This is a genomic window from Rhodococcus sp. C3V (assembly GCF_029269915.1).
GTDB classification, from domain to species: Bacteria; Actinomycetota; Actinomycetes; order Mycobacteriales; family Mycobacteriaceae; genus Rhodococcus_F; species Rhodococcus_F qingshengii.
This window is the reverse complement of sequence record NZ_JARJBE010000015.1, coordinates 36,574-58,416: the sequence shown is the minus strand read 5'-3', so window position 1 is coordinate 58,416 and position 21,843 is coordinate 36,574. Positions and strand designations below refer to the sequence as shown.

Annotated in this window: 17 protein-coding genes; 11 read left to right on the top strand and 6 right to left on the bottom strand. The window is 62.8% G+C overall.

Annotated features, from left to right (window positions below; genetic code table 11):
• The first annotated feature begins 5 nt into the window (after nt 1-5).
• Both P3G66_RS28000 and P3G66_RS27995 read left to right on the top strand, forming a co-directional pair.
• On the top strand, nt 6-3,815 hold the full coding sequence (locus tag P3G66_RS28000) for an ABC transporter ATP-binding protein (protein WP_276117404.1): 3,810 nt from the start codon (nt 6-8) through the stop codon (nt 3,813-3,815).
• Between the two features lie 175 nt (nt 3,816-3,990).
• The gene (locus P3G66_RS27995) at nt 3,991-7,752 is read left to right on the top strand and encodes a multifunctional oxoglutarate decarboxylase/oxoglutarate dehydrogenase thiamine pyrophosphate-binding subunit/dihydrolipoyllysine-residue succinyltransferase subunit (RefSeq protein ID WP_047268983.1); all 3,762 of its coding nucleotides are present in this window, start codon (nt 3,991-3,993) and stop codon (nt 7,750-7,752) included.
• Nucleotides 7,753-7,824: 72 nt separating this feature from the next.
• Here P3G66_RS27995 and P3G66_RS27990 read toward each other — a convergent pair whose 3' ends face one another.
• A complete protein-coding gene (locus P3G66_RS27990; RefSeq protein WP_007736130.1) occupies nt 7,825-8,454 on the bottom strand; it encodes a TetR/AcrR family transcriptional regulator in 630 nt (209 codons plus the stop codon).
• A 71-nt stretch (nt 8,455-8,525) separates the two neighbouring features.
• On the opposite strand from P3G66_RS27990, the gene P3G66_RS27985 reads away from it, so the two are divergent.
• From P3G66_RS27985 to P3G66_RS27975, 3 genes are all read left to right on the top strand, one after another.
• On the top strand, nt 8,526-10,100 hold the full coding sequence (locus P3G66_RS27985; RefSeq protein ID WP_276117403.1) for an NAD(P)/FAD-dependent oxidoreductase: 1,575 nt from the start codon (nt 8,526-8,528) through the stop codon (nt 10,098-10,100).
• Entirely contained in the window at nt 10,097-10,927 is an 831-nt protein-coding gene (locus P3G66_RS27980) for an SDR family NAD(P)-dependent oxidoreductase (protein WP_007736128.1), read from the top strand. The genes P3G66_RS27985 and P3G66_RS27980 overlap by 4 nt, the downstream gene beginning before the upstream one ends.
• Nucleotides 10,928-10,990: 63 nt before the next feature.
• Nucleotides 10,991-11,932, top strand: coding sequence for an alpha/beta hydrolase fold domain-containing protein (locus tag P3G66_RS27975; protein WP_276117402.1), 942 nt, complete (start codon nt 10,991-10,993; stop codon nt 11,930-11,932).
• Here P3G66_RS27975 and P3G66_RS27970 read toward each other — a convergent pair.
• Entirely contained in the window at nt 11,926-12,810 is an 885-nt protein-coding gene (locus P3G66_RS27970) for an ABC transporter substrate-binding protein (protein ID WP_116058296.1), read from the bottom strand. The two genes, P3G66_RS27975 and P3G66_RS27970, sit on opposite strands and share 7 nt — an antisense overlap.
• Before the next feature lie 203 nt (nt 12,811-13,013).
• Here P3G66_RS27970 and P3G66_RS27965 point away from each other — a divergent pair, with 203 nt between their 5' ends.
• Genes P3G66_RS27965 through P3G66_RS27950 form a run of 4 tightly spaced genes read left to right on the top strand, consistent with a single transcriptional unit; the run spans nt 13,014 to nt 16,476 of the window.
• Nucleotides 13,014-13,952, top strand: coding sequence for an ABC transporter substrate-binding protein (locus tag P3G66_RS27965; RefSeq protein ID WP_003945094.1), 939 nt, complete (start codon nt 13,014-13,016; stop codon nt 13,950-13,952).
• A gap of 4 nt (nt 13,953-13,956) precedes the next feature.
• Nucleotides 13,957-15,102 carry an ATP-binding cassette domain-containing protein gene (locus P3G66_RS27960; RefSeq protein ID WP_030536933.1) on the top strand — a complete coding sequence of 382 codons (1,146 nt, stop codon included), beginning with the start codon at nt 13,957-13,959 and terminating at the stop codon, nt 15,100-15,102.
• A 4-nt stretch (nt 15,103-15,106) separates the two neighbouring features.
• On the top strand, nt 15,107-15,790 hold the full coding sequence (locus P3G66_RS27955; RefSeq protein WP_007736121.1) for an ABC transporter permease subunit: 684 nt from the start codon (nt 15,107-15,109) through the stop codon (nt 15,788-15,790).
• Nucleotides 15,787-16,476, top strand: coding sequence for an ABC transporter permease (locus P3G66_RS27950; protein WP_003945081.1), 690 nt, complete (start codon nt 15,787-15,789; stop codon nt 16,474-16,476). The genes P3G66_RS27955 and P3G66_RS27950 overlap by 4 nt, the downstream gene beginning before the upstream one ends.
• Before the next feature lie 73 nt (nt 16,477-16,549).
• Here P3G66_RS27950 and P3G66_RS27945 read toward each other — a convergent pair whose 3' ends face one another.
• The 4 genes from P3G66_RS27945 to P3G66_RS27930 form a co-directional block, all read right to left on the bottom strand.
• Nucleotides 16,550-17,743 carry an NADP-dependent malic enzyme gene (locus tag P3G66_RS27945; RefSeq protein ID WP_003945072.1) on the bottom strand — a complete coding sequence of 398 codons (1,194 nt, stop codon included), beginning with the start codon at nt 17,741-17,743 and terminating at the stop codon, nt 16,550-16,552.
• 402 nt (nt 17,744-18,145) lie between these two features.
• Entirely contained in the window at nt 18,146-18,538 is a 393-nt protein-coding gene (locus P3G66_RS27940; RefSeq protein WP_118603908.1) for a hypothetical protein, read from the bottom strand.
• 3 nt (nt 18,539-18,541) lie between these two features.
• The gene (locus P3G66_RS27935) at nt 18,542-19,153 is read right to left on the bottom strand and encodes a MarC family protein (RefSeq protein ID WP_003945093.1); all 612 of its coding nucleotides are present in this window, start codon (nt 19,151-19,153) and stop codon (nt 18,542-18,544) included.
• Complete coding sequence (locus P3G66_RS27930; protein WP_007736119.1) at nt 19,153-20,007, bottom strand: PHP domain-containing protein; 855 nt, start codon at nt 20,005-20,007, stop codon at nt 19,153-19,155. The genes P3G66_RS27935 and P3G66_RS27930 overlap by 1 nt, the downstream gene beginning before the upstream one ends.
• Nucleotides 20,008-20,176: 169 nt before the next feature.
• On the opposite strand from P3G66_RS27930, the gene P3G66_RS27925 reads away from it, so the two are divergent.
• Nucleotides 20,177-21,247, top strand: a complete 1,071-nt coding sequence (locus P3G66_RS27925) for a magnesium and cobalt transport protein CorA (protein WP_007736118.1) — start codon at nt 20,177-20,179, stop codon at nt 21,245-21,247.
• Between the two features lie 134 nt (nt 21,248-21,381).
• Complete coding sequence (locus P3G66_RS27920) at nt 21,382-21,828, top strand: SRPBCC family protein (RefSeq protein ID WP_007736117.1); 447 nt, start codon at nt 21,382-21,384, stop codon at nt 21,826-21,828.
• Nucleotides 21,829-21,843 lie beyond the last annotated feature (15 nt).

The following is a 21,843-nucleotide window of genomic DNA, read 5'->3' as shown; positions in this document are numbered from 1 at the left end:
TCTCGATGAACACGATCAACACGGACAGTCCGGTAGCTGGAGAGGTCGATCGAGCTCCGGGCTGGATCCGCCGCTTGGCGCACGCATGCTGGTTGCACCGAAGAGTTGCCATCGGCGCGCTTCTGGTGACCGTCATCGCTTCGGCGATCGACATCTCGTTTCCTCTTCTGACCCGCTATGCGCTCGACGCCGCAAGCCAGGAGAACCCAGGCAAGGTGATCGGGTTCGTCGCGCTGGCGATCGCGCTGCTCGCGGTCGTGCGCTTCGCGTGCCAGTACGGCCGACGGATGCTTGCCGGCCGACTCTCGCTCGATGTTCAACACGACTTGCGGCTCGCCCTGCTCGGCTCGCTGCAACGCCTCGACGGACGCGGGCAGGATCAGATCCGCACAGGCCAGGTGGTATCCCGGTCCATCACCGATCTACAACTCGTCCAGGGTTTGCTCGCGATGGTGCCCATGTCCGCGGGTGCGCTCCTGCAATTCGTGCTCGCGATCGGCATCATGGCGTGGCTCTCGCCGCTGTTGACTCTCGTCGCTGTCGCCGTCATCCCCGCAGTCGGGCTGGTGGTGTTCCTGATGCGACCGATGCTCTTCGCCGCAACATGGTCCGCGCAGCAGCGGGCCGCCGACCTCGCCCAACATGTCGAGGAAACCGTCACGGGCGTGCGCGTCGTCAAGGGATTCGGGCAGGAACAACGAGCCGTCGACCAACTCGAAAAGCACAGCCGCACGCTGTATTCGGAGCGTCTTCGCGCCGCGTGGTTGAACGCGAAATTCGCGCCGACCATGGCCGCCTTGCCCCAGCTGGGGCAGGTGGGAGTGATCGCCCTCGGCGGGTATCTCGCACTGCACGACAAGATCACCGTGGGAACGTTTCTCGCGTTCGCCACCTACATCGTGACGATGACCGGCGTCACCCGAACTCTGTCGTCGGTCATCGTCATGGCGCAGCTGGCGCGCGCCGCTGTCGAGCGTGTCTACGACGTCATCAACGCTCAGCCGGACATCGCCGATCCAGACCATCCGGTGGACCTGCCCGACGGTCCTCTCGGAGTCACCTTCGACGACGTGGCATTCGGATTCGACACCGAACGCGACGTCCTGACCGGGCTGAACCTCCGCATAGAACCGGGCGAGACCGTCGCCGTCGTGGGGCCGGCCGCGTCGGGCAAGACCGCGTTGTCCTTGCTTCTCCCCCGGTTCTACGCCCCGACTTCGGGTGTAGTGACCGTCGATACCGCGGGCGAGACGTTCCCCATCGGCGAACTGCGCACAGAACAGCTTCGTGCCGCCGTCAGCCTGGTCTTCGACGAACCTTTCCTGTTCTCGGACACCATCGCCGCCAACATCGCACTGGGGCGCGAGGACGCCTCCGACGAGGACATCCGCGCCGCAGCTGCATTGGCACAGGCAGACACCTTCATCGAGGCACTCCCGGACGGATACGACACCGTTGTCGGTGAACGAGGTCTGACGCTGTCGGGCGGCCAGCGTCAGCGCATCGCGCTTGCCCGAGCCCTCCTCGTCGACCCGCGGATTTTGGTCCTCGACGACGCCACCTCCGCGGTCGATGCGGCAACCGAGGCTGCGATCTTCGACGCGTTCCGGGCCAGACGACGGCAAACCACGCTGATCCTCGCGCACCGGCGATCCACCTTGACGCTGGCAGATCGCGTCGCGGTTCTCGACGGCGGACGGATCATCGACTCCGGAACCGTGGACGAGCTGGAAGCGCGATGTCCGCTCTTTCGCGCCCTGTTCTCCTCGCCGCCGGAACTATCCGCCGAAATCGACGAGGCCGGCCCTGACGCTTTCGGACATCAACGCCGCGAGCCCACAGCCGAGCAGCTGTGGCCGCAGGCTCCGGAATCCGAAGCCGACAGCACTACCGCTTCGGCGCAGAGTGCCGGCGGACCGATGGCCGGAGCGCTCAGCGGAATCGCGGTGACTCCGTCTCTGCGGGCAGCAGTCGACGCTCTCCCACCCGCACGCGAAGACCCCGGAATCGCTCCTGAGAGCCTGCGCGAATCGAATCCACAGTTCTCACTACGACAGATTTTGAGGCCGGTCCGCTGGGTTCTACTGGCGGTTGTCGTGTGCCTTGCCCTGGACTCCGCAGCGGCGATCGCATTTCCCTCCCTCGTCAGATACGCGATCGACCACGGAGTCGTGACCGCGGACAGCAGCACGCTCTGGATAGCGACGGCATTCGGCGCGCTCCTGGTCGCAGCGGACTGGGTCGTCGTCGCGGTCATGACGGTGCTCACCGCCCGGGCCGGCGAACGCGTGTTGTTCGGGCTCCGCGTACGCAGCTATGCACACCTGCAGCGCCTGGGTCTGGACTACTACGAACGGGAATTGTCCGGCCGCATCATGACGCGTATGACCACCGACGTCGACGCGCTCTCGTCGTTCATCCAAACCGGTATGTCGACGGCGATCGTGAGCGTCCTGACCGTCGGCGGAATTTCGATCGCCCTCCTGGCGACCGACGTGACGCTCGGCCTGGTGGCGCTGGCCGTCATCCCACCGCTCGTGGTTGCGACCGTGATCTTCCGCAAGATCTCCTCGGTTGCCTACAGCCAGTCCCGCGAACGGATCTCGCTCGTCAATGCCGACTTCCAGGAGAACATCGCCGGTCTGCGAGCGGCTCAGGCCTACCGCCGCGAAGAAGGTGCGGCGCGTAGGTTCGCAGAACGCTCCGAGAGCTACCGCCGATCGCGGATGCGGTCGCAGCGAGCCATTTCGATCTACTTCCCTTTCATTTCGTTCCTGTCCGACCTCGCGTTGGCCGCGGTCGTGTTCGTCGGTGCGCACCAGATCGCCAACGGATCGACGTCGCCCGGCGTACTGATCGCTTTCGTGCTCTACCTCGGTCTGCTGTTCGGACCGATTCAGCAACTCTCACAAGTGTTCGATGGTTACCAACAGGCAAACGTCGGATTGCAACGAATCGGCGACCTGCTGCGCACTCGCAGTTCGATCGAGACTGCCGACAGCGAGGATTTGATCGCGATCTCCGGACGACTCGACGGCGCCGTCCATCTCGACGGGGTCGGGTTCCGGTACTCGGGTGCGGACGTCGACGCCCTCTCCGATTTCGATCTGCAAATCCCGCCGGGCACGACCGTCGCTCTGGTCGGCCGAACCGGTGCCGGGAAGTCGACGGTCGTGAAGTTGCTCGCCCGCTTCTACGACCCGACGTCCGGATCGGTCGACGTGGACGGAACCGACATCCGGAACTTCCACCTCTCGCAGTACCGACGTCGCCTCGGCGTGGTCCCACAAGAAGCCCATCTGTTCACCGGCACGGTCGCCGACAACATCGCGTACGGCAGGCCGTCGGCGTCGCACGCGGAGATCGAGGAAGCGGCACGTTCCGTCGGCGCACTGAATTCGATAGCCGACATGCGTGGAGGCATGAATCATCCCGTCGGCGAGCGCGGCCAGGGGCTCTCGGCGGGCCAACGCCAACTGATCGCATTGGCCCGTGCCGAACTCGTCGACCCGGACCTTCTGCTCCTCGACGAGGCGACCGCGACGCTCGATCCCGCGACCGAACGAATGGTGCTCGAAGCAAGTCGGTCGGTCACCCGGAAACGGACTTCCGTCGTCGTAGCTCACCGCCTCGCGACAGCTGCCCGAGCGGACCTCGTTGTCGTAGTTGACCGGGGACGTATCGTTGAATACGGCCCGCACGATGTTCTGCGGTATGCCGGTGGTCACTACTCGGGACTCTGGGATGCATCGCAGGCGCGTGAGGGGAATAATCTGACGTCGAGAACTGTCATCGAAGGCAACCCCGTCGCGTGACAGTCGGCACGGATTTGTACCGCCGAGAGGTAGTGCGCGATCGCAAGATCACGGACTTCCGTGAGACAGCTCACAAATTGTGTGCCGCACAATTGCTCGTCACACGCTCGGGCTAATCTCATGTATATAGGCGCTCTGATCGGGTACCGAAATAGAAACGAGGCGAACACCTGCCGTGAGCAGCAGTTCTACATCCCAATTCGGACAGAACCAGTGGCTGGTTGACGAGATGTACCAACGCTTCCAGGACGATCCGTCGTCCGTGGATCCCAGTTGGCACGAATTCTTGACCGATTACTCGCCGGACTCGGCGAACACGGGAGGTGGAAACGGGACTGCCTCGAACGGCAACGCGGCTGCACCCGCCGCTGTTGTAGCTCCGCCTGCTGCTCCCAAGGCCACGCCTCCCGCCCCCAAGACCGCACCTCCTGCGCCGGCTGCCAAGGCTGCCGCTCCGGCCCCCGCGAAGACGGCAGCGCCCGCCGCCAAGGCCGCCCCGGCCCAGCCCGCAGCAGCCAAGCCCGCGGCCGCTACTGCGAAGCCCGCCCCTGCCGGCGGAGCCGAGGAAACCAAGGTTCTCCGCGGCGCCGCAGCCGCAGTCGTCAAGAACATGTCGCTCTCGCTCGAGATCCCGACTGCAACCAGCGTGCGTGCCATCCCCGCGAAGCTGATGTTCGACAACCGCATCGTCATCAACAACCACCTCGCGCGTACCCGCGGCGGCAAGATCTCGTTCACCCACCTCTTGGGTTACGCGATCGTCCAGGCAGTCAACGCGTTCCCCAACATGAACCGGCACTTCGCCGAAATCGACGGCAAGCCGAACGCGGTCACGCCCGAGCACACCAATCTCGGACTCGCGATCGACCTTCCCGGAAAGGACGGCAACCGCTCACTGGTAGTTGCCGCCATCCGGAACACCGAGTCGATGAACTTCGTCCAGTTCCACGCGGCGTACGAGGACATCGTCCGACGCGCCCGTGAAGGCAAGCTCACCGGCGAAGACTTCACCGGCGTCACCATTTCGCTGACCAACCCGGGCGGTATCGGCACGGTTCACTCCGTTCCTCGCCTGATGAAGGGCCAGGGCGCCATCATCGGTGCCGGCGCGATGGAATACCCCGCCGAGTTCCAGGGCGCCAGCGACGAGAAGCTGGCCGAGATGGGCGTCGGCAAGTTGATGACTCTCACCTCGACCTACGATCACCGCATCATCCAGGGTGCCGAGTCGGGCGATTTCCTGCGCACGATCCACAACCTGCTGATCAGCGACGAGTTCTACGACGAGATCTTCCACGCGCTCGGCAACCCGTACGAGCCGGTGCGTTGGCGCAAGGACGTGCCGGAAGGCGCTGTCGACAAGAACACCCGCGTTCTCGAACTGATCGCTGCATACCGTGACCGCGGCCACCTCATGGCCGACACGGACCCGTTGCAGTTCGTCAAGGACAAGTTCCACAGCCACCCCGACCTCGACGTCATCAGCCACGGCCTGACGCTGTGGGATCTGGACCGTGAGTTCAAGGTCGGCGGCTTCCACGGTCAAGAGAAGATGAAGCTGCGCGACGTGTTGAGCGTGCTGCGCGACGCGTACTGCCGCCACGTCGGCGTCGAGTACACGCACATCCTCGAGACGGATCAGCGTCAGTGGATCCAGGACCGCGTCGAGGGCCATCACGCCAAGCCTTCGGTCGCTCAGCAGAAGTACATCCTGAGCAAGCTCAACGCCGCCGAGGCCTTCGAGACGTTCCTGCAGACCAAGTACGTCGGCCAGAAGCGCTTCTCGCTCGAAGGCGCCGAAGCCGTCATCCCGATGATGGACGCCGTGATCGACCAGGCCGCCGAGCACCAGCTCGACGAGGTCGTCATCGGCATGCCGCACCGTGGCCGTCTCAACGTGCTTGCCAACATCGTCGGCAAGCCGTACTCCAAGATCTTCACGGAGTTCGAGGGCAACATGAACCCGGCAGCCGCTCACGGCTCCGGCGACGTGAAGTACCACCTGGGTGCCAGCGGAACGTACATCCAGATGTTCGGTGACAACGACATCGCTGTCTCCTTGACCGCAAACCCGTCGCACCTCGAGGCCGTCGACCCGGTTCTCGAAGGCCTGGTCCGCGCCAAGCAGGACATCCTCGACAAGGGTGAAGAAGGCTTCACCGTCCTGCCGCTCATGCTGCACGGTGACGCTGCATTCGCCGGTCAGGGCGTTGTCGCCGAGACGCTCAACCTCTCGCTGCTTCGCGGTTACCGCACCGGTGGCACCGTGCACATCGTCGTGAACAACCAGGTCGGCTTCACCACCGCTCCGGAACATTCACGCTCGTCCGAGTACTGCACCGACGTCGCGAAGATGATCGCCGCACCGGTCTTCCACGTCAACGGCGACGACCCCGAGGCTTGCGTCTGGGTTGCTCAGCTGGCCGTCGACTTCCGTGAGAAGTTCGGCAAGGACGTTGTCATCGACCTCATCTGCTACCGCCGTCGCGGTCACAACGAGGGCGACGACCCGTCGATGACCCAGCCGGCCATGTACGACGTCATCGACACCAAGCGCAGCGTTCGTAAGAGCTACACCGAGTCCCTCATCGGCCGCGGTGACATCTCGCTCAAGGAAGCCGAAGACGCACTTCGCGACTACCAGGGCCAGCTCGAGCGGGTCTTCAACGAGGTCCGTGAACTCGAGAAGTTCCAGCCCGAACCGTCCGAGTCCGTCGAACTCGACCAGACTCCCCCGGCTCGCCTGACCACGGCTGTCGCTCCCGAGGTCCTCGAGCGCATCGGTGATGCGTTCGTCAACGTCCCCGACGGCTTCACCGTTCACCCGCGCGTCAAGCCGGTTGCCGAGAAGCGCCGCGAGATGGCCCGTGAGGGACATGTCGACTGGGCGTTCGCAGAATTGCTCGCGTTCGGCTCGTTGGCCGAGCAGGGTGCCTTGATCCGCCTCGCGGGTCAGGACTCCAAGCGAGGAACGTTCACGCAGCGTCACTCGGTCCTCATCGACCGCAAGACCGGCAACGAGTACAGCCCGATCGCCAAGATCGCTGCCGACGCCGAAAACGGCGGCAAGTTCATGGTCTACGACTCCGCACTCACCGAGTACGCAGGTCTGGGCTTCGAGTACGGCTACTCGGTCGGTAACCCCGACGCTCTGGTCCTGTGGGAAGCGCAGTTCGGTGACTTCGTCAACGGCGCGCAGACCATCATCGACGAGTTCATCTCTTCGGGTGAGGCCAAGTGGGGTCAGCTCTCCGACGTCGTGCTGCTCCTGCCGCACGGTCACGAGGGTCAGGGTCCGGACCACACCTCCGGTCGCATCGAGCGTTTCCTTCAGCTGTGTGCAGAAGGCTCGATGACCGTTGCGGTTCCGTCGACTCCGGCCAGCTACTTCCACCTGCTGCGTCGCCATCACCTCGACGGCATCCGCCGTCCGCTGGTGGTTTTCACGCCCAAGTCGATGCTGCGTAACAAGGCTGCCGTCAGCAACGTCGAGGACTTCACGACGGGCAAGTTCCGTTCAGTCTTCGAGGAGCCGGCATACGAGAGCGGCGAAAGCGCACGCGAATCGGTCAAGCGGGTTCTGCTGGTCAGCGGCAAGCTGTACTGGGAACTCCTGGCGAAGAAGCACAAGGACGAGCGTGACGACATCGCCATCGTGCGCATGGAGCAGCTCTACCCCGTGCCGAAGCGTCGCCTCAAGGAGACCCTGGACCGTTACCCGAATGCGGATCAGTTCCGTTGGGTCCAGGAAGAGCCCGCAAACCAGGGTGCGTGGCCGTTCCTCGGGCTGGCTCTGCCGGACCTTCTGCCGGAGACCTTGACCGGTATCAAGCGCATCTCGCGTCGTCCGATGTCCGCTCCCTCTTCGGGATCGAGCAAGGTCCACGCGGTGGAGCAGCAGGAGATCTTGGACGAGGCGTTCCTGCCGACCAACTGATCTCAGTAATTTGACAAGGGCCGGGCCCCACATTCCGCAAGGAGTGTGGGGCCCGGCCTTTCTGCGTTCACGTCAATTCGATTGCAGCAGACCCAGATCCGGCCCGGCATCGAAGCCGACGGCGGCCAGTGCCAACGCAGGTAACGACTGAACCGTCAGGTCGATCAGTTCCTCGCGGGTGATGGCGGGCGCTCGGAGCCAACTGATGGTGGCTTCCTCGACAAACGCGATCCAACCGCGAACGGCCAACTCCACCTGAGGTGTTCGAGTCAGGCCGATCTTGGGGAGCTGATCGAGGGTTCTCTTGGCCATGATGTCGCGAGTCTGCTCGAACACCTCACGCATCTGCGGATCCCCGCTGGCGGTCCCCCGGAGCAGCGAGACGTAGGTATTGCGGTTCTCGGTCACGTAGTCGACGTACGACGCCAGCACCGAGCGGAGGGTGAGCATCGGATCGTCCGACTCGCTCGGTTCGGTGCGCTGGAGCATCTGTTCACTGCTGTGTCGGACGATCGCCAGATGGAACTCGCTTTTCGACGCGAAGTAGTGGAACAGAAGCCCCCGCGAGACACCAGCCTGATCGGCGATGTCCTCGACGGAAATCTGTTCGAGCGGCCGTTCGGCCAGCATCCGCGCCCCGAGGTCGATGAGTTGCGCTCGGCGCTGCGCAGGGTCGAGCCGCGTTCGCTTTACTGCGTCCATGCCCAATAGACTACTGAATATTCGTCAATAAGCTATTGACCGTGACTCAATAAAGGCATATCGTTCCCTACATGAGTCTTCCAGTTACAGATACCTCAGCACCTGCCGCGGATACTCGCCACGTCGGCACACTGATCATCGGCAGTGGTTTCGCCGGTCTCGGTGCGGCGATCAAACTGGCACAGGCCGGCATCACGGACTACGTCGTTCTCGAGCGCGGCAACGACGTCGGCGGAACCTGGCGTGACAACAGCTACCCGGGCGCCGCGTGTGACGTGCCGTCGCATTTGTACTCGTACTCTTTTGCACTCAATCCGGAGTGGACGCGCTCCTTCTCCACTCAGCCCGAGATCTACAAGTACATCCAGTCGGTGGCCAACCGCCACAAGGTGCTCGACAAGCACATCTTCGACTGCGACGTTCTCTCCGCACGCTGGGACGAGGCGTCTGCTCGGTGGCACGTCAGCACCAACAAGGGCGAATTCGTCGCAAAGATCGTCGTCTCGGCCGTCGGCGCATTGTGTGAGCCTTCACTTCCGGGCATCAAGGGTATCGACGGCTTCAAGGGCGAGATCTTCCACTCCTCGCGTTGGAACCACGACGCCGATCTGACCGGCAAGCGTGTGGCCGTCATCGGAACCGGCGCCTCGGCCATCCAGATCGTGCCGGCCATCGGCAAGAAGGTCTCGCATCTCGACGTGTACCAGCGCACGGCGCCGTGGATCCTGCCCCGCGCAGACCGCGAGTACACCAAGATCGAGCACCTCGCGTTCAAGTACCTTCCCGGCTTCCAGAAGTTGTGCCGTACCGGTATCTACTGGATGCGAGAGACGCAGGTCGTCGGCCTGGCCAAGGCGCCGGTCTTCATGAAGCCGTTGCAGTTCGCCGCCGAGCGTCACCTTAAGGCTCAGATCAAGGACAAGGATCTTCGTAAGAAGGTCATGCCTAACTTCCAGATCGGCTGCAAGCGCATGCTGATCTCGAACAACTACTTCCCCACCCTCGCCCAGGAGAATGTCGACCTGGTGACCGAAGGCATCGAAGAGGTGACCGCCAACGGGATCGTCTCGAAGACCGGCACCACGCGTGAGATCGATGCCATCGTCGTGGCGACCGGATTCCACGTCACCGACTCCCCCACCTTCGCGGGAATCTTCGGCAAGGACGGACGCTCGCTCGCCGAGGTCTTCGAAGAGACCGGCATGCAGGGATACAAGGGCGCGGCAGTTGCCAACTTCCCCAACATGTTCTTCCTCGTCGGACCCAACACCGGCCTCGGACATTCGTCGATGGTCTTCATGATCGAGTCGCAGATCAACTACCTGGTCGACGCGATCGCCACCATCGACAAGTACGACATCGGCACCATCGAGGTGCGCAAGGACAAGCAGGACAAGTACAACAAGGACCTGCAGGCAGCTATGTCCAAGAGCGTGTGGAACAACGGCGGTTGCGCCAGCTGGTACATGGACAAGCACGGAAACAACACCACCCTGTGGCCTGGCTTCACCTTCCAGTTCCGCAATGCCACCAAGCATTTCGACCTCGCGGCATACCGCAGCGTCGCCACCTCGGATCTCGGCGCCGTCGGCACCGCGACCACTTCACAGATCGACCTCGACGACGAGAAGGCAGTAGCACAATGAGTGATTTTGCAGGCAAGGTCGTAGTCATCACCGGAGCGGGATCGGGCATCGGTCGCGCACTAGCACTGAACCTGGCCGGCCAGGGCGCCAAGTTGGCAATCTCCGACGTGGACACCATCGGGCTCGCCGAGACAACGCGTCTGGTGGAAGCCATCGGCGCCGAGGTGAAGTCGGACCATCTCGACGTCACCCAGCGCGAAGCGGTTCTCGAGTACGCCGACGCGGTTGTCGCCCATTTCGGCAAGGTCAACCAGATCTACAACAACGCCGGAATCGCCTACCACGGCACTTTCGAGAAGTCCGAATTCAAGGACTTCGAACGTGTCATGGACGTCGACTTCTGGGGAGTTGTCAACGGCACCAAGGCATTCCTCCCCCACGTCATCGCCTCCGGCGACGGGCACATCGTGAACGTGTCGAGCCTCTTCGGTCTGCTGTCGATGCCGGGTCAGAGCGCCTACAACTCGGCCAAGTTCGCCGTTCGCGGTTTCACCGAGTCGCTTCGCCAGGAAATGCTGATCGCCAAGCACCCGGTGAAGGTGACCTGTGTGCACCCGGGCGGAATCAAGACCGCCATCGCACGCAACGCCACCGCAGGCCCGGGTGAAGATCTTGCGGTCTTCTCCGAGTTCTTCGACCGCAAGCTCGCGCGCACCACACCGGAGGACGCCGCCAAGACGATCGTCAACGGTGTTCGGAAGAGCAAGCCGCGAGTTCTCATCGGGATGGACGCAATCGCACTCGACGCCTGGGTTCGCCTCGTAGGATCGGGCTACCAGCGCATCGTCGCGATCGTCGCCGGCCGAATGATGCCCAAGTCCAGCTGAGTTCGTTTCACAGCGCCGTTCGTTTCACAGCGCAGTTCGCATAAAGAGTCAGGAGCCCTGCCGGTGAGCACGTTCACCCTTCCGCTGCCCGTGGTCGCATTATTGTTGAAGCCGTACTTCCGTCTGGCTTTCAACTCGCGGCTGCCGTATCGGATTCAACGTCTGTTGCTCGAGGCCGGGGCACCGCTACAGCAGGTTCCAGCGGGCGCCGTCGTGCACCCGCTGGAGCTGGCTTGCCGACCGGCAGAGAAGATCACCGTCGGCGCAACCGAGCGCCCCACTGCAGTTCTCTACCTGCATGGCGGGGCGTACACGCTCGGTTCGCTGTCCACACACCGTTCTCTCGCAGCTCATCTCGCCCGTGAGTCGTCCAGTGCGGTCTTCACCTTGGACTACCGTCTCGCGCCGGAGAATCCGTATCCCGCCGCTCTCGACGACGCGGTCTCAGCCTTCATGCAGTTGGTCACCGAGTTCGACTATTCGGAAGACCGCGTTGCCATCGCCGGCGATTCGGCCGGTGGCGGCCTGGCCGCGGCGACCGCTATCCGTCTGATCGAGCGTCACGGCGTGACCCCCGGCGCGCTTGCACTGATCTCACCGTGGGTCGATCCCGGCGATCGGGGTGCTACCAAAAAGGCCGACCTGGTGGTCAACACAGCGTGGTCCTTCGACGCCGCCGACGCCTACCTTGCCGGAGGCGACCGTACTGATCCCGGCTACGCACCGATGCACGGCAAGCTCGACGGGTTGCCACCCACCAGGATTCACGTCGGTTCCGAGGAAGTCCTCTACCCGCAGATCATGACGTTCACCGACAAGCTCGCCGCTGCCGGCGTCGATGTGTCCCTGGTCGAGTACGCAAGACTCTGGCACGTGGCTCACGCACAGGCGTCACTGGTGAAGGAAGCAGCAGACGCCGTTTCCGACCTCGGCCAGTTCATCGCATCGAAACTGATTCGTGCCAAGGATGATTCGAGTTCAGCAGTGGGATCAAGCGCTCACTGACGGGTGTCCCACCAGGTGCGGGCGACTTCCGAGGCTGACGCCTTGCCGGTCCGCACCTGCTCGATCATTGCGGCGAGATCGGTGGTGGACAGTTCACCGGCAACGACGCTGAGCGCCTTGACAGCCGAATCTCCCAGTGCGCCCGCTCGAAAGAGCGGAACGACATTCTGCGCAGCCAGAACGTGATTCGAATCAGCGAGCACTGTGACGGCATCGGATTGTGCCAACGCCGACAGCGTCGTGGTTCCGAATACTTGTGCACCGGGTACGTCTGCCGGCGTTGCCTGATCGACACCGGCGAAGACACAATCGGCGCCCTCGGCCAACTGTTCCACTGCCCCGTCCTCGACGAATCTCGCGGAGACGAGCGGCGTCGCCGCGGCACACGAAGGAGCAAAGGCTTCTATCGTCTTCGCTCCCAACGACTGTGCGTATCCGGTGTCGAGTGCGAGGACCGCACGATCTTCGGCCATCGCATAGTCGGAGACCGAAAGACCCTCCGGCAGAGAGCGACTCAAGGCTTCGAAGACGTCGTCGGCCTTGCGGGCCGGGGATGACGGGTCGTAGTGATCGAGCAGCGCGCCGGTGAACTCGGGCACCAAAGTGACTCGCGCTGCGTCCAGAGCCTCGAGTGATTGGTTTCGGCCACCACCCACCGATTCGACGCGAGCCGACAGGCCGGAGGAGGAGAGCACCGTCGAATACACCTCGGCCAACACCGAACTCTCCACCGATGCGTCAGCAGCCACCACGATCTGGTCACGAGACTCCGCTTCGGCACCCTCTACCACCGAATCACCGTTTGCGCATCCGCTGAGAATCGGCAGGACCATCAGTGCTGCAACAACAGTCGAATACTTCGTGCGTGTGCTCTTCACCGAAATCCTCACATCCAATCCCATGGATCGAAAACCGTGCCATGTCGGTACCTATCGTTACACTTGTCGGGCGATGCGCGGTAACCAGTCCTGACGCAGCCACTCGGTGGCGGCGCCGTCGAAGTCACTCGGGTGGCTTCGCCATAAGGGAATGGTTTCCGACGCCCGAAACACGGGACGCCCGAAAAACCGGAAGGACGCTCATGCGCACCTCACGATTTCGTTCCAACCGTTGGCTCGTAGCCGCGGCAACCGTTGTCTCTCTGACCGCACTGACAGCGTGCGGTAGCAGCGACGGTGACTCCAACAGCGATCCCAACGCGATCGTCGTCGGCTCCGCCAACTTCACCGAATCCGAGACGATCGCCAACATCTACGCCGAAGCACTGCGTGTCAACGGGTTCGATGTGTCCACGTCGTTCAACGTCGGCAGCCGCGAGGCGTACATTCCGGCACTCAAGGACGGGTCCATCAGTGTCATTCCGGATTACACGGGAAATCTCCTGCAGTACTTGGATCCCGACAGCACGGCCACCAGCTCCGCTGACGTCCTCGCTGCTCTTCCCGCAGCTCTCGGGTCGGAATTGGCAATTGCGACGCCTGCATCCGCCGAGGACAAGGACGCCGTCGTCGTCACGAAGGAAACCGCTGACAAGTGGAACCTGAAGACGATCGCCGATCTGGCTCCGCATTCCGCCGAGGTCAAGTTCGGTGCTCCGGCCGAGTTCCAGGAACGTCCAGCCGGATTGCCCGGTTTGAAGTCCAATTACGGCCTCGACATCTCGGCAGCCAACTTCGTTCCGATCGCCGACGGCGGTGGACCGGCAACCGTGAAGGCTCTCTCCTCCGGTGACATCACCGCGGCAAACATCTTCACGACGTCGGCCTCCATCCCGGAGAACAACTTCGTGGTTCTCGAAGACCCGAAGAACAATTTCCCGGCTCAGAACGTGGTGCCGGTGCTGCGCGCGTCGAAGTCTTCCGACAAGTTGAAGACAGTCCTCGATGCGGTGTCCGCCAAGCTCACCACCGAAGAGTTGTTGGCACTCAACGTCCAGGTGTCCGGCGACACCAAGACGGAGCCGGCAGCGGCGGCCAAGGCGTGGGTGACGGCGCAGGGCCTCGACAAGCCGGTCTCGTAGTCACGTGATCACCTTCGAGGGCGTCACCAAGCAGTATCCGGACGGCACCACCGCCGTCGACCGTCTCGATCTCACCATCGAGGCCGAGTCGTTCACGGTGTTCGTGGGGCCGTCCGGGTGCGGCAAGACGACGTCGATGCGCATGATCAACCGGATGATCACACCGACGTCGGGCAAGATCTTCGTCGACGGTCGTGACATCGCCCAGACCGACGCGGTGAAGCTGCGTCTCGGTATCGGGTACGTCATCCAGAACGCCGGCCTGCTTCCGCATCGCACCGTGATCGACAACGTCGCAACAGTTCCGGTACTGCGCGGTGAGTCCCGCCGCGCAGCGCGCAAAGCCGCGTTGGGGGTACTCGAACGAGTCGGTCTGGACATCTCCCTTGCCACCCGCTATCCCGGGCAACTCTCGGGTGGGCAGCAACAACGTGTGGGAGTTGCGCGAGCATTGGCTGCCGATCCGCCGATCCTGTTGATGGACGAGCCCTTCAGCGCCGTCGACCCGGTGGTGCGTGAGGATCTGCAGACCGAAATGCTCCGTCTTCAAAGCGAACTGAAGAAGACGATCGTCTTTGTCACCCACGACATCGACGAGGCAGTCAAACTCGGTGATCACATTGCCGTCTTCGGTCCCGGCGGGCGGCTTCAGCAGGTGGCGGCACCTCGCGACGTGTTGGCCGCTCCGGCAACGGATTTTGTCGCCGGATTCGTCGGACGCGATCGCGGCTATCGGGGATTGTCGTTCCGCGCTGCCGACGAGGTTCCGTTGCACCCCATTCGCACGGCCGTCGAGAACGAATTGAAGGCTCTACGTCTCGAATTGGGCGAATGGGTTCTCGTGGTCACGGACAACGGAACTCCGCAGGGATGGATCGACGTGACCGGCGTCGAAGGCCTGCGCTCGGGACGAACCCTTGCTCAGTCGACGTCTGCCGGTGGTTCGCTGTTCTCCCCCGGCGGCGATCTCCGCCAAGCACTCGATGCGGCAATCTCGTCGCCTTCCGGTATCGGCGTTGCCGTCGACGGCGAGGGCGCGGTCATCGGCGGGATCCTCGGTTCCGAAGTCGTTGCGAAATTGGCAGATCAGCGTCGACGCGAGGACGAGGAACGCAACCGCGTCGCCTTCACCGAGGGATTCGGGTCGTAGCGGCATGCGCTGGCTCATCGACAATTTCTCGACGGTCGTGGATTACTCGAAGACCCATCTGTATCTGGCACTGCTTCCTTTGCTGATCGGTCTCCTGATTGCCGTTCCGGTCGGAACAGCGATCCGCAACGTCAGATGGCTGCGCCGAATCACGTTGACCCTGGCGAGCATTGCGTTCACGATTCCGTCGCTCGCGCTGTTCGTCACCATCCCCCAGTTGTTCGGACTCAAGACCCTTGATCCTCTCAACGTCGTGATCGCACTCAGCGTGTATGCGACGGCACTGCTCATCCGGGCAGTACCCGAAGCACTCGACTCGGTGCCGGACAACGTCATCGACGCCTCCACCGCCGTCGGTTTCACACCACTACGACGCGCTCTGACGGTCGAGTTGCCATTGGCGCTGCCGGTGATGATCGCGAACATCAGAGTTATTGCCGTTACCAATATTTCGCTGGTGTCAGTCGGATCTCTGATCGGAATCGGCGGGCTTGGAGTCCTGTTCAAACAAGGCTACGACCGCGACTATCCCGACCAGATCGTTGCGGGCATCATCGCGATCGTCGTGCTGGCACTGGCGCTCGATCTGATCCTGTATCTGATCGGCCGATTCCTGACCCCGTGGACCAGAACGTCGACCTCGTCGAAGGTTCCCGCCGTCCTGTCGGCCGAGGGGGAACCCGTATGAGCATCTTCACCGGGGCCTGGGACTTCATCGTCGATCCCGGAAATTGGAGCGGCGACACCGGAATCGGCACCCGCATCCTCCAGCACCTCTGGTACAGCGTTCTGGCCGTGGCACTTTCGGCTGTGATCGCGGTGCCCATCGGATTACTCATCGGCCATCTGCGTCGCGGTGAGATCGTGGTCGTCAGTCTGGTCAACGCACTGCGGTCACTGCCCACTCTCGGCCTGCTGACCTTCCTCGTTCTTCTCATGGGTCTGGGAGTGATGCCGCCGATTCTCGCCCTCGTCATTCTTGGTATTCCCCCACTACTCGCCGGCACGTACGCCGGAATCGCCAGCGTCGACCGCGGCGTCGTCGAGGCCGCACGGGCGATGGGTATGACCGAACTCCAAGTGCTCTTCCGCGTCGAGATACCCAATGCGCTGCCATTGATTCTCGGCGGACTGCGTAACGCAACACTGCAGGTGATTGCCACGGCAACGGTCGCCGCCTACGTCAACCTCGGCGGCCTCGGCCGGTACATCTTCGACGGTCTCGCACTCTACAAGTACGACCGAGTCGTCGTCGGCGCAATCCTGGTCGCGGTTGTGGCTCTCGTCGTGGACGGCTTACTGGCGCTGGTGGTCTGGGCATCGGTTCCCGGGACCGGCAGGCTGCGCCGAACACCCGACCTCACTCGTCTGTAGCTCTCGGTACACACGAAAAAGCCCCGATCGGAACCTTGTGTGCGGGTTCCGATCGGGGCTTTCGTAGTCCCTCTTAGCTGGTCACGCCCTCAGCATGCGCTGCGGCCGCGACGGCTTCCGCTACTGCGGGTGCCACGCGAGGGTCGAGTGGGCTGGGGACGATTTTGTCCGCCGCCAACTCGTCGCCGACCACCGACAGGATTGCCTCGGCGGCAGCGAGCTTCATACCTTCGGTGATGCGACGGGCGCCGGCGTCGAGCGCGCCCTTGAAGACACCGGGGAAGGCAAGAACGTTGTTGATCTGGTTCGGGAAATCACTACGGCCCGTCGCCACGATCGCCGCGTACTTCGACGCGGTTTCGGGGTGAATCTCCGGGTCCGGGTTGGAGAGTGCGAACACGATCGACTCGGGAGCCATCGAAGCGATGAGCTCCTCGGGGATCTTGCCCGCCGAGACACCGAGGAACACGTCAGCACCTTCGAGAGCCTCGATGGCACCACCATGCAGGTCACGGGGATTGGTGCGGGCCGCGAGTTCTGCCTTCACGTCGTTGAGATCGCTGCGCTCACCCGAGATGATGCCCTTCGAGTCCAGCACGATGACGTCGCTGATTCCGGCGGCAAGCAGGATGTTCGCGCAGGCAACACCCGCAGCGCCGGCGCCGGAGATGACGACCTTGAGTGTGGTGATGTCGCGGCTCTGGACCTTCACGGCGCCCTTGAGTGCCGCGAGGACCACGATGGCGGTTCCGTGCTGATCGTCGTGCATGACGGGGCAGTCGAGAGCTTCGATAACGCGCTTCTCGATCTCGAAGCAACGCGGCGCCGAGATGTCCTCGAGGTTGACCGCGCCGAAGCTCGGACGCAGTCGGATGAGTGTCTCGACGATCTCGTCGGGATCCTTGGTGTCGAGAACCAGCGGAATGGAGTTCAGTCCGGCAAAGTTCTTGAACAGCGCCGACTTGCCCTCCATGACGGGCAGCGACGCGCGAGGGCCGATGTCGCCGAGTCCGAGAACCGCGGTGCCGTCGCTGACCACGACGACGAGTCGGTTGGTCCACGTGTATCGATCGGCAAGGGTTTCGTCTGCAGCGATGGCGCGGCTCACCTGAGCAACACCCGGCGTGTAGGCGATCGAGAGGGCCCGCTGCGTATCGAGCGGTGCTGTGGTCTCGACCGAGAGCTTGCCACCGACGTGAGCGGCAAAGATTTCTTCGTCGGTCAACTCGACCTTGGGTACGTTGATGGCTTCAGTCACGAGGGACACGATGACACTCCTGATTAGTCCAGCCTCAAGCGGGGCTGGGTTACTGGGAAGTAATCCTTCGGACCGCTGCGAAACTACGTTCACAACGGTCAGAGATCATTTCTTCCGCGAACGACTACTGAGAAGAAGAGCATTCGGCGTGCGCGAGAAAGTGGGCCGCAATACATCCGAAGCGTCATGGTGTGGGGCGGGTGAGCCCTGGCGTACCCATGCAATCTAGGTTTCGGGAGAAATTCTGACGAAACCTGCACTTCGGGGCCGGGCTGTGGCGCCGCCTCGAAGTAACTCCAGTTTGCCACCAGAGTCGGATCACAATCAAATCCTCCAAGCGGTCGGATTCCTCACCACACTCGAAACCGAACCGTCATCCCCAGTCATCCCCACCGTGTCATCCCCACCCAGTCATCCCCACCACTGCGTCACCAACAACAGCCCCGCCACCACGAGCACGACCACCGATCCGGCAACCGCCGCGATACCCCGCCTGCGGTCGCACCAGATCTGCGCGGCGAGAGCAACCACCGAGGCCGCAATGTGCGCGGTGATCGACGTTGTTCCCGGACCCGGGAATCCGCGGTTGCCGCCCAGATATGCCGAACCGATGATCACGAGTGTCAAGACCACGATTCCGGCCGCCACGGTGCCACTCAGGGCGCGTAGAGCGCGGACCAGCAGCCATTGTCGTTTGTCGGCGGGATAGTCGTAACCGTCTTCGTACTGATAGTCCTGATATTCCTGGTACTGGTAGTCGTCCTCGTACCTGTCGTTCCGGTCGTACCTGTCGTCGTATGTCATCTCTTACGCTCCCGCGACGAATCCGCGGACTGATTCCGCAATGAGTTGAACCGCGATGGCGGCGAGCAGAAGACCGGCGATGCGTGCCAGCAGACTGATGCCACCCTCGCCCAGTATCCGGATCAGTGCGGTCGAGAAGCGCAGGACCACGAACAGCACGAGGTGGATGGACAGAATCGCCAACGCGATGGCCAGATACGACGCCGCTTCACCGTCGGCCTGGGCGACAAAGACGATGACGGCTGCAATCGCACCGGGACCGGCCATCATCGGCGTTCCCAGAGGAACGAGTGCGACGTTGACGTCGTCGGCTCCCTGCGGACGGTTGGAGGCCTTGCCGGTCAGCAGTTCGAGTGCGATGAGAAGCAGGAGTAGTCCGCCGGCGCCCTGCAACGCCGGAATGCCGATGTGGAGGTAGTTGAGGATCGCCTGACCGCCGATGGCAAAGACCGAGATGACCGCAAGGGAGACGGCGGGGGCCTGCCATGCCGCTCGGTTGCGATCTTCACGGCTTTTGCGGCCGACCAGTGACAAGAACACCGGGATGACTCCGGGCGGGTCCATGATCACGAACAGCGTGATGAACACGGTGAGGTAGAGCGTGGTGTCGAGCATCAGCGCCCCAGTACCTCCACGCCGGTGGCAGCCGAGACGAGTTTGTCGAACTCGGCCTCGTCCGTGAGCTCGTCGCCGAGTCCGATCGTCTTGTTCTCGCCGTGGTAGTCCGAGGATCCGGTGACTGCCAAACCCAGGTCGACAGCCAGGCGGCGCAGGACGTCACGATCGTCGCTGCGATGGTCCGGGTGATCGACTTCGAGACCCCCGAGACCCAGCTCGGCCAGATCACGGATGTGGTCGAGCGCAAGCAATCCGCCGCGCGAACGCGCCCGTCCATGCGCAAGGACAGTTACTCCCCCGGCCGCTGCCACCAGTTCGACGGCGTACTCGAGCGGAGTGTCGTACTTGGGAACGTCGTATCGCCCTCGACTGGACAACAGGTCGGAGAAAGCCTCACTGATGCTCGACACCACTCCCGCTCGCATCAGGGCCGCTGCGACGTGCGGGCGTCCGACGGACGGACCGGCGTCGGCGAGGATCTGATCGGGATCGACGGGCAGACCGTCACGCGCCATCATGGTCGTCATCACCCGGATACGTTCGACGCGTTCGGCGCGCAGTCGCTCACGTTCTTTTGCGAATTCGGGGTGCGTCGGATCGAACAGGTACGCAAGCAGATGTACAGCGACCGGCCAACCACGCTCACCTCGACCTTCGCACGACATCTCCATCCCACGAACCAGGCTGACGCCGGCCGGCAAGGCCTGCGCCGCCTCGGCCCAGCCCGAAGTCGTGTCGTGATCGGTGATGGCGACGACGTCGAGTCCGGCGTCGGCTGCGGCGCGCATGAGGGCAGCCGGGGTGTCGGTGCCGTCCGATGCGTTGGAGTGGGTGTGAAGATCTATTCGCACTGTTCCAGTGTGTCAGCAATCGGCAACTTCATCGCGCTCCGGTGGGCGAGCCGGAAGCTGACGTACGATTACGCCGCAGCGGCAGCGCAATTCGATCAGGTGTCGCTGTAGTGCCGTTCCCCTGCCGTTCCCCTGCATTACAGACCGAGAAGGAGCGAGCGTGCCAACCATGCCGTCACTGCCGAATTGGTCGAACGGCAAATCGACGCAAGCCGATGCGCCCAAGATCCCCGTTCCGGCAGCCCGCGCGATCGTCGACTGCGCGGTCTACGTGGACGGCGTGCGGTTGCCGGGCAAGTACACGCACCGCGCTGCGTTGGCCGAGGTTCGTAGTCGCGACAACGCGTTCGTCTGGGTGGGAATGCACGCTCCCGACGAAGGTCAGATGCAAGATGTCGCAGCAACTTTCGGACTCCACGAGCTGATGGTCGAGGATGCCGTCCATGCACACGAGCGCCCGAAACTCGAACGCTACGACGACGTCATGTTCCTGGTGCTGCGCACGGTCGTCTACGTGCCGCACGAGTCCGTCGCGACGGCGAGCGAGATCGTCGAAACCGGCGAGATCATGGTGTTCGTCGGCCCCGACTTCGTGGTGACCGTCCGGCACGGGGATCACTCCGAACTGGCAAGCGTGCGCAAGTCACTCGAGCAGAACCCCGAGCGCCTCACCATGGGCCCGTTCGCGGTGTTGCACGCGATCACCGACCACGTCGTAGACAGCTATCTCTCCGTCATCCAACTCGTCGAACAGGACGTCGACAGCATGGAAGAGTTGGTGTTCAACCCGCGGAACACCGTTGCCGTCGAGCACATCTACCTGCTCAAACGTGAAATCGTCGAACTACGACGCTCGGTCACTCCACTCGGATTGCCACTGCTCCAGCTGACCCAGCCCGCGGGCGGCCTCGTCCCGAAGGAGATCCGGCGATACTTCCGTGACGTACGAGATCACCACACGATCGTGGCCGAACGTATCTCGGAATACGACGAGGTGTTGAGTTCGCTGGTCGACGCCGCACTCGCGAAGATCGCGGTGCAGCAAAACACCGACATGCGCAAGATCTCCGCGTGGGTCGCTATCGCCGCCGTGCCGACCGGCGTTGCCGGTATCTACGGGATGAACTTCGAGAACATGCCGGAACTCGGTTACAAGTACGGCTATCAGTCCATCCTGTTCCTCATCGCGTCGGTGTGTGTCGGCTTGTTCTTTCTCTTCCGTCGCAACAACTGGCTGTGAACCTCGCACGCTGACTCCCTGTACTTGCCACCGTCGCAGGCGGACAATGGATATGGGTACGCATTTTCATTCCGTTCCCGAAATCCATTTTGCGACAAGCAAATTCAGATCCAAGGAGAAGTGGAGGAGCAACCATGCCTACAGTCGAGCAATCCGTGGAGATCGCGTTGCCACCCAAGGACGTCTGGGAGTACATCGCCGTCGCCGAGAACTGGCCCAACTGGGAGAATTCGATGGTCGAGTGCAAACAGATCACCGACGGCCCGATGGGCGTGGGAAGCCGCTGGCACGGTGTCTCGCGAATCCTGGGCAAGCGTCTCGAGTGGACATCCGAATTCACCGAGTACGACCCACCGAGATCGTCGAAATCGACGTCCGTCGAAAGTCCGGTCAGCTTCTCGCAGACCACGACCTGCGAAGAAGTCGGTGACGGCACTCGGGTCACCTACCGACTCGACAGCGAAAGCGGCCTGGGAGGAGTATTCGGCAAGATGGCCGACCCGATCGTCACGAAAGCATTTTCACGGACGGTTCGGGTAAGTCTCGAGAACTTGGCGGACATCCTCGTGCACGCCGAATGATCTGACGGACAAAGG

Coding starts and splice junctions, on each gene's coding strand:
- P3G66_RS27935 (WP_003945093.1), bottom strand. CDS start 19,153: ATGCTCGACACCACGCTCTACCTCACCGTGTTCATCACGCTGTTCGTG.
- P3G66_RS27920 (WP_007736117.1), top strand. CDS start 21,382: ATGCCTACAGTCGAGCAATCCGTGGAGATCGCGTTGCCACCCAAGGAC.
- P3G66_RS27925 (WP_007736118.1), top strand. CDS start 20,177: ATGCCGTCACTGCCGAATTGGTCGAACGGCAAATCGACGCAAGCCGAT.
- P3G66_RS27985 (WP_276117403.1), top strand. CDS start 8,526: ATGAGTCTTCCAGTTACAGATACCTCAGCACCTGCCGCGGATACTCGC.
- P3G66_RS27990 (WP_007736130.1), bottom strand. CDS start 8,454: ATGGACGCAGTAAAGCGAACGCGGCTCGACCCTGCGCAGCGCCGAGCG.
- P3G66_RS28000 (WP_276117404.1), top strand. CDS start 6: ATGAACACGATCAACACGGACAGTCCGGTAGCTGGAGAGGTCGATCGA.
- P3G66_RS27950 (WP_003945081.1), top strand. CDS start 15,787: ATGAGCATCTTCACCGGGGCCTGGGACTTCATCGTCGATCCCGGAAAT.
- P3G66_RS27940 (WP_118603908.1), bottom strand. CDS start 18,538: ATGACATACGACGACAGGTACGACCGGAACGACAGGTACGAGGACGAC.
- P3G66_RS27980 (WP_007736128.1), top strand. CDS start 10,097: ATGAGTGATTTTGCAGGCAAGGTCGTAGTCATCACCGGAGCGGGATCG.
- P3G66_RS27965 (WP_003945094.1), top strand. CDS start 13,014: ATGCGCACCTCACGATTTCGTTCCAACCGTTGGCTCGTAGCCGCGGCA.
- P3G66_RS27955 (WP_007736121.1), top strand. CDS start 15,107: ATGCGCTGGCTCATCGACAATTTCTCGACGGTCGTGGATTACTCGAAG.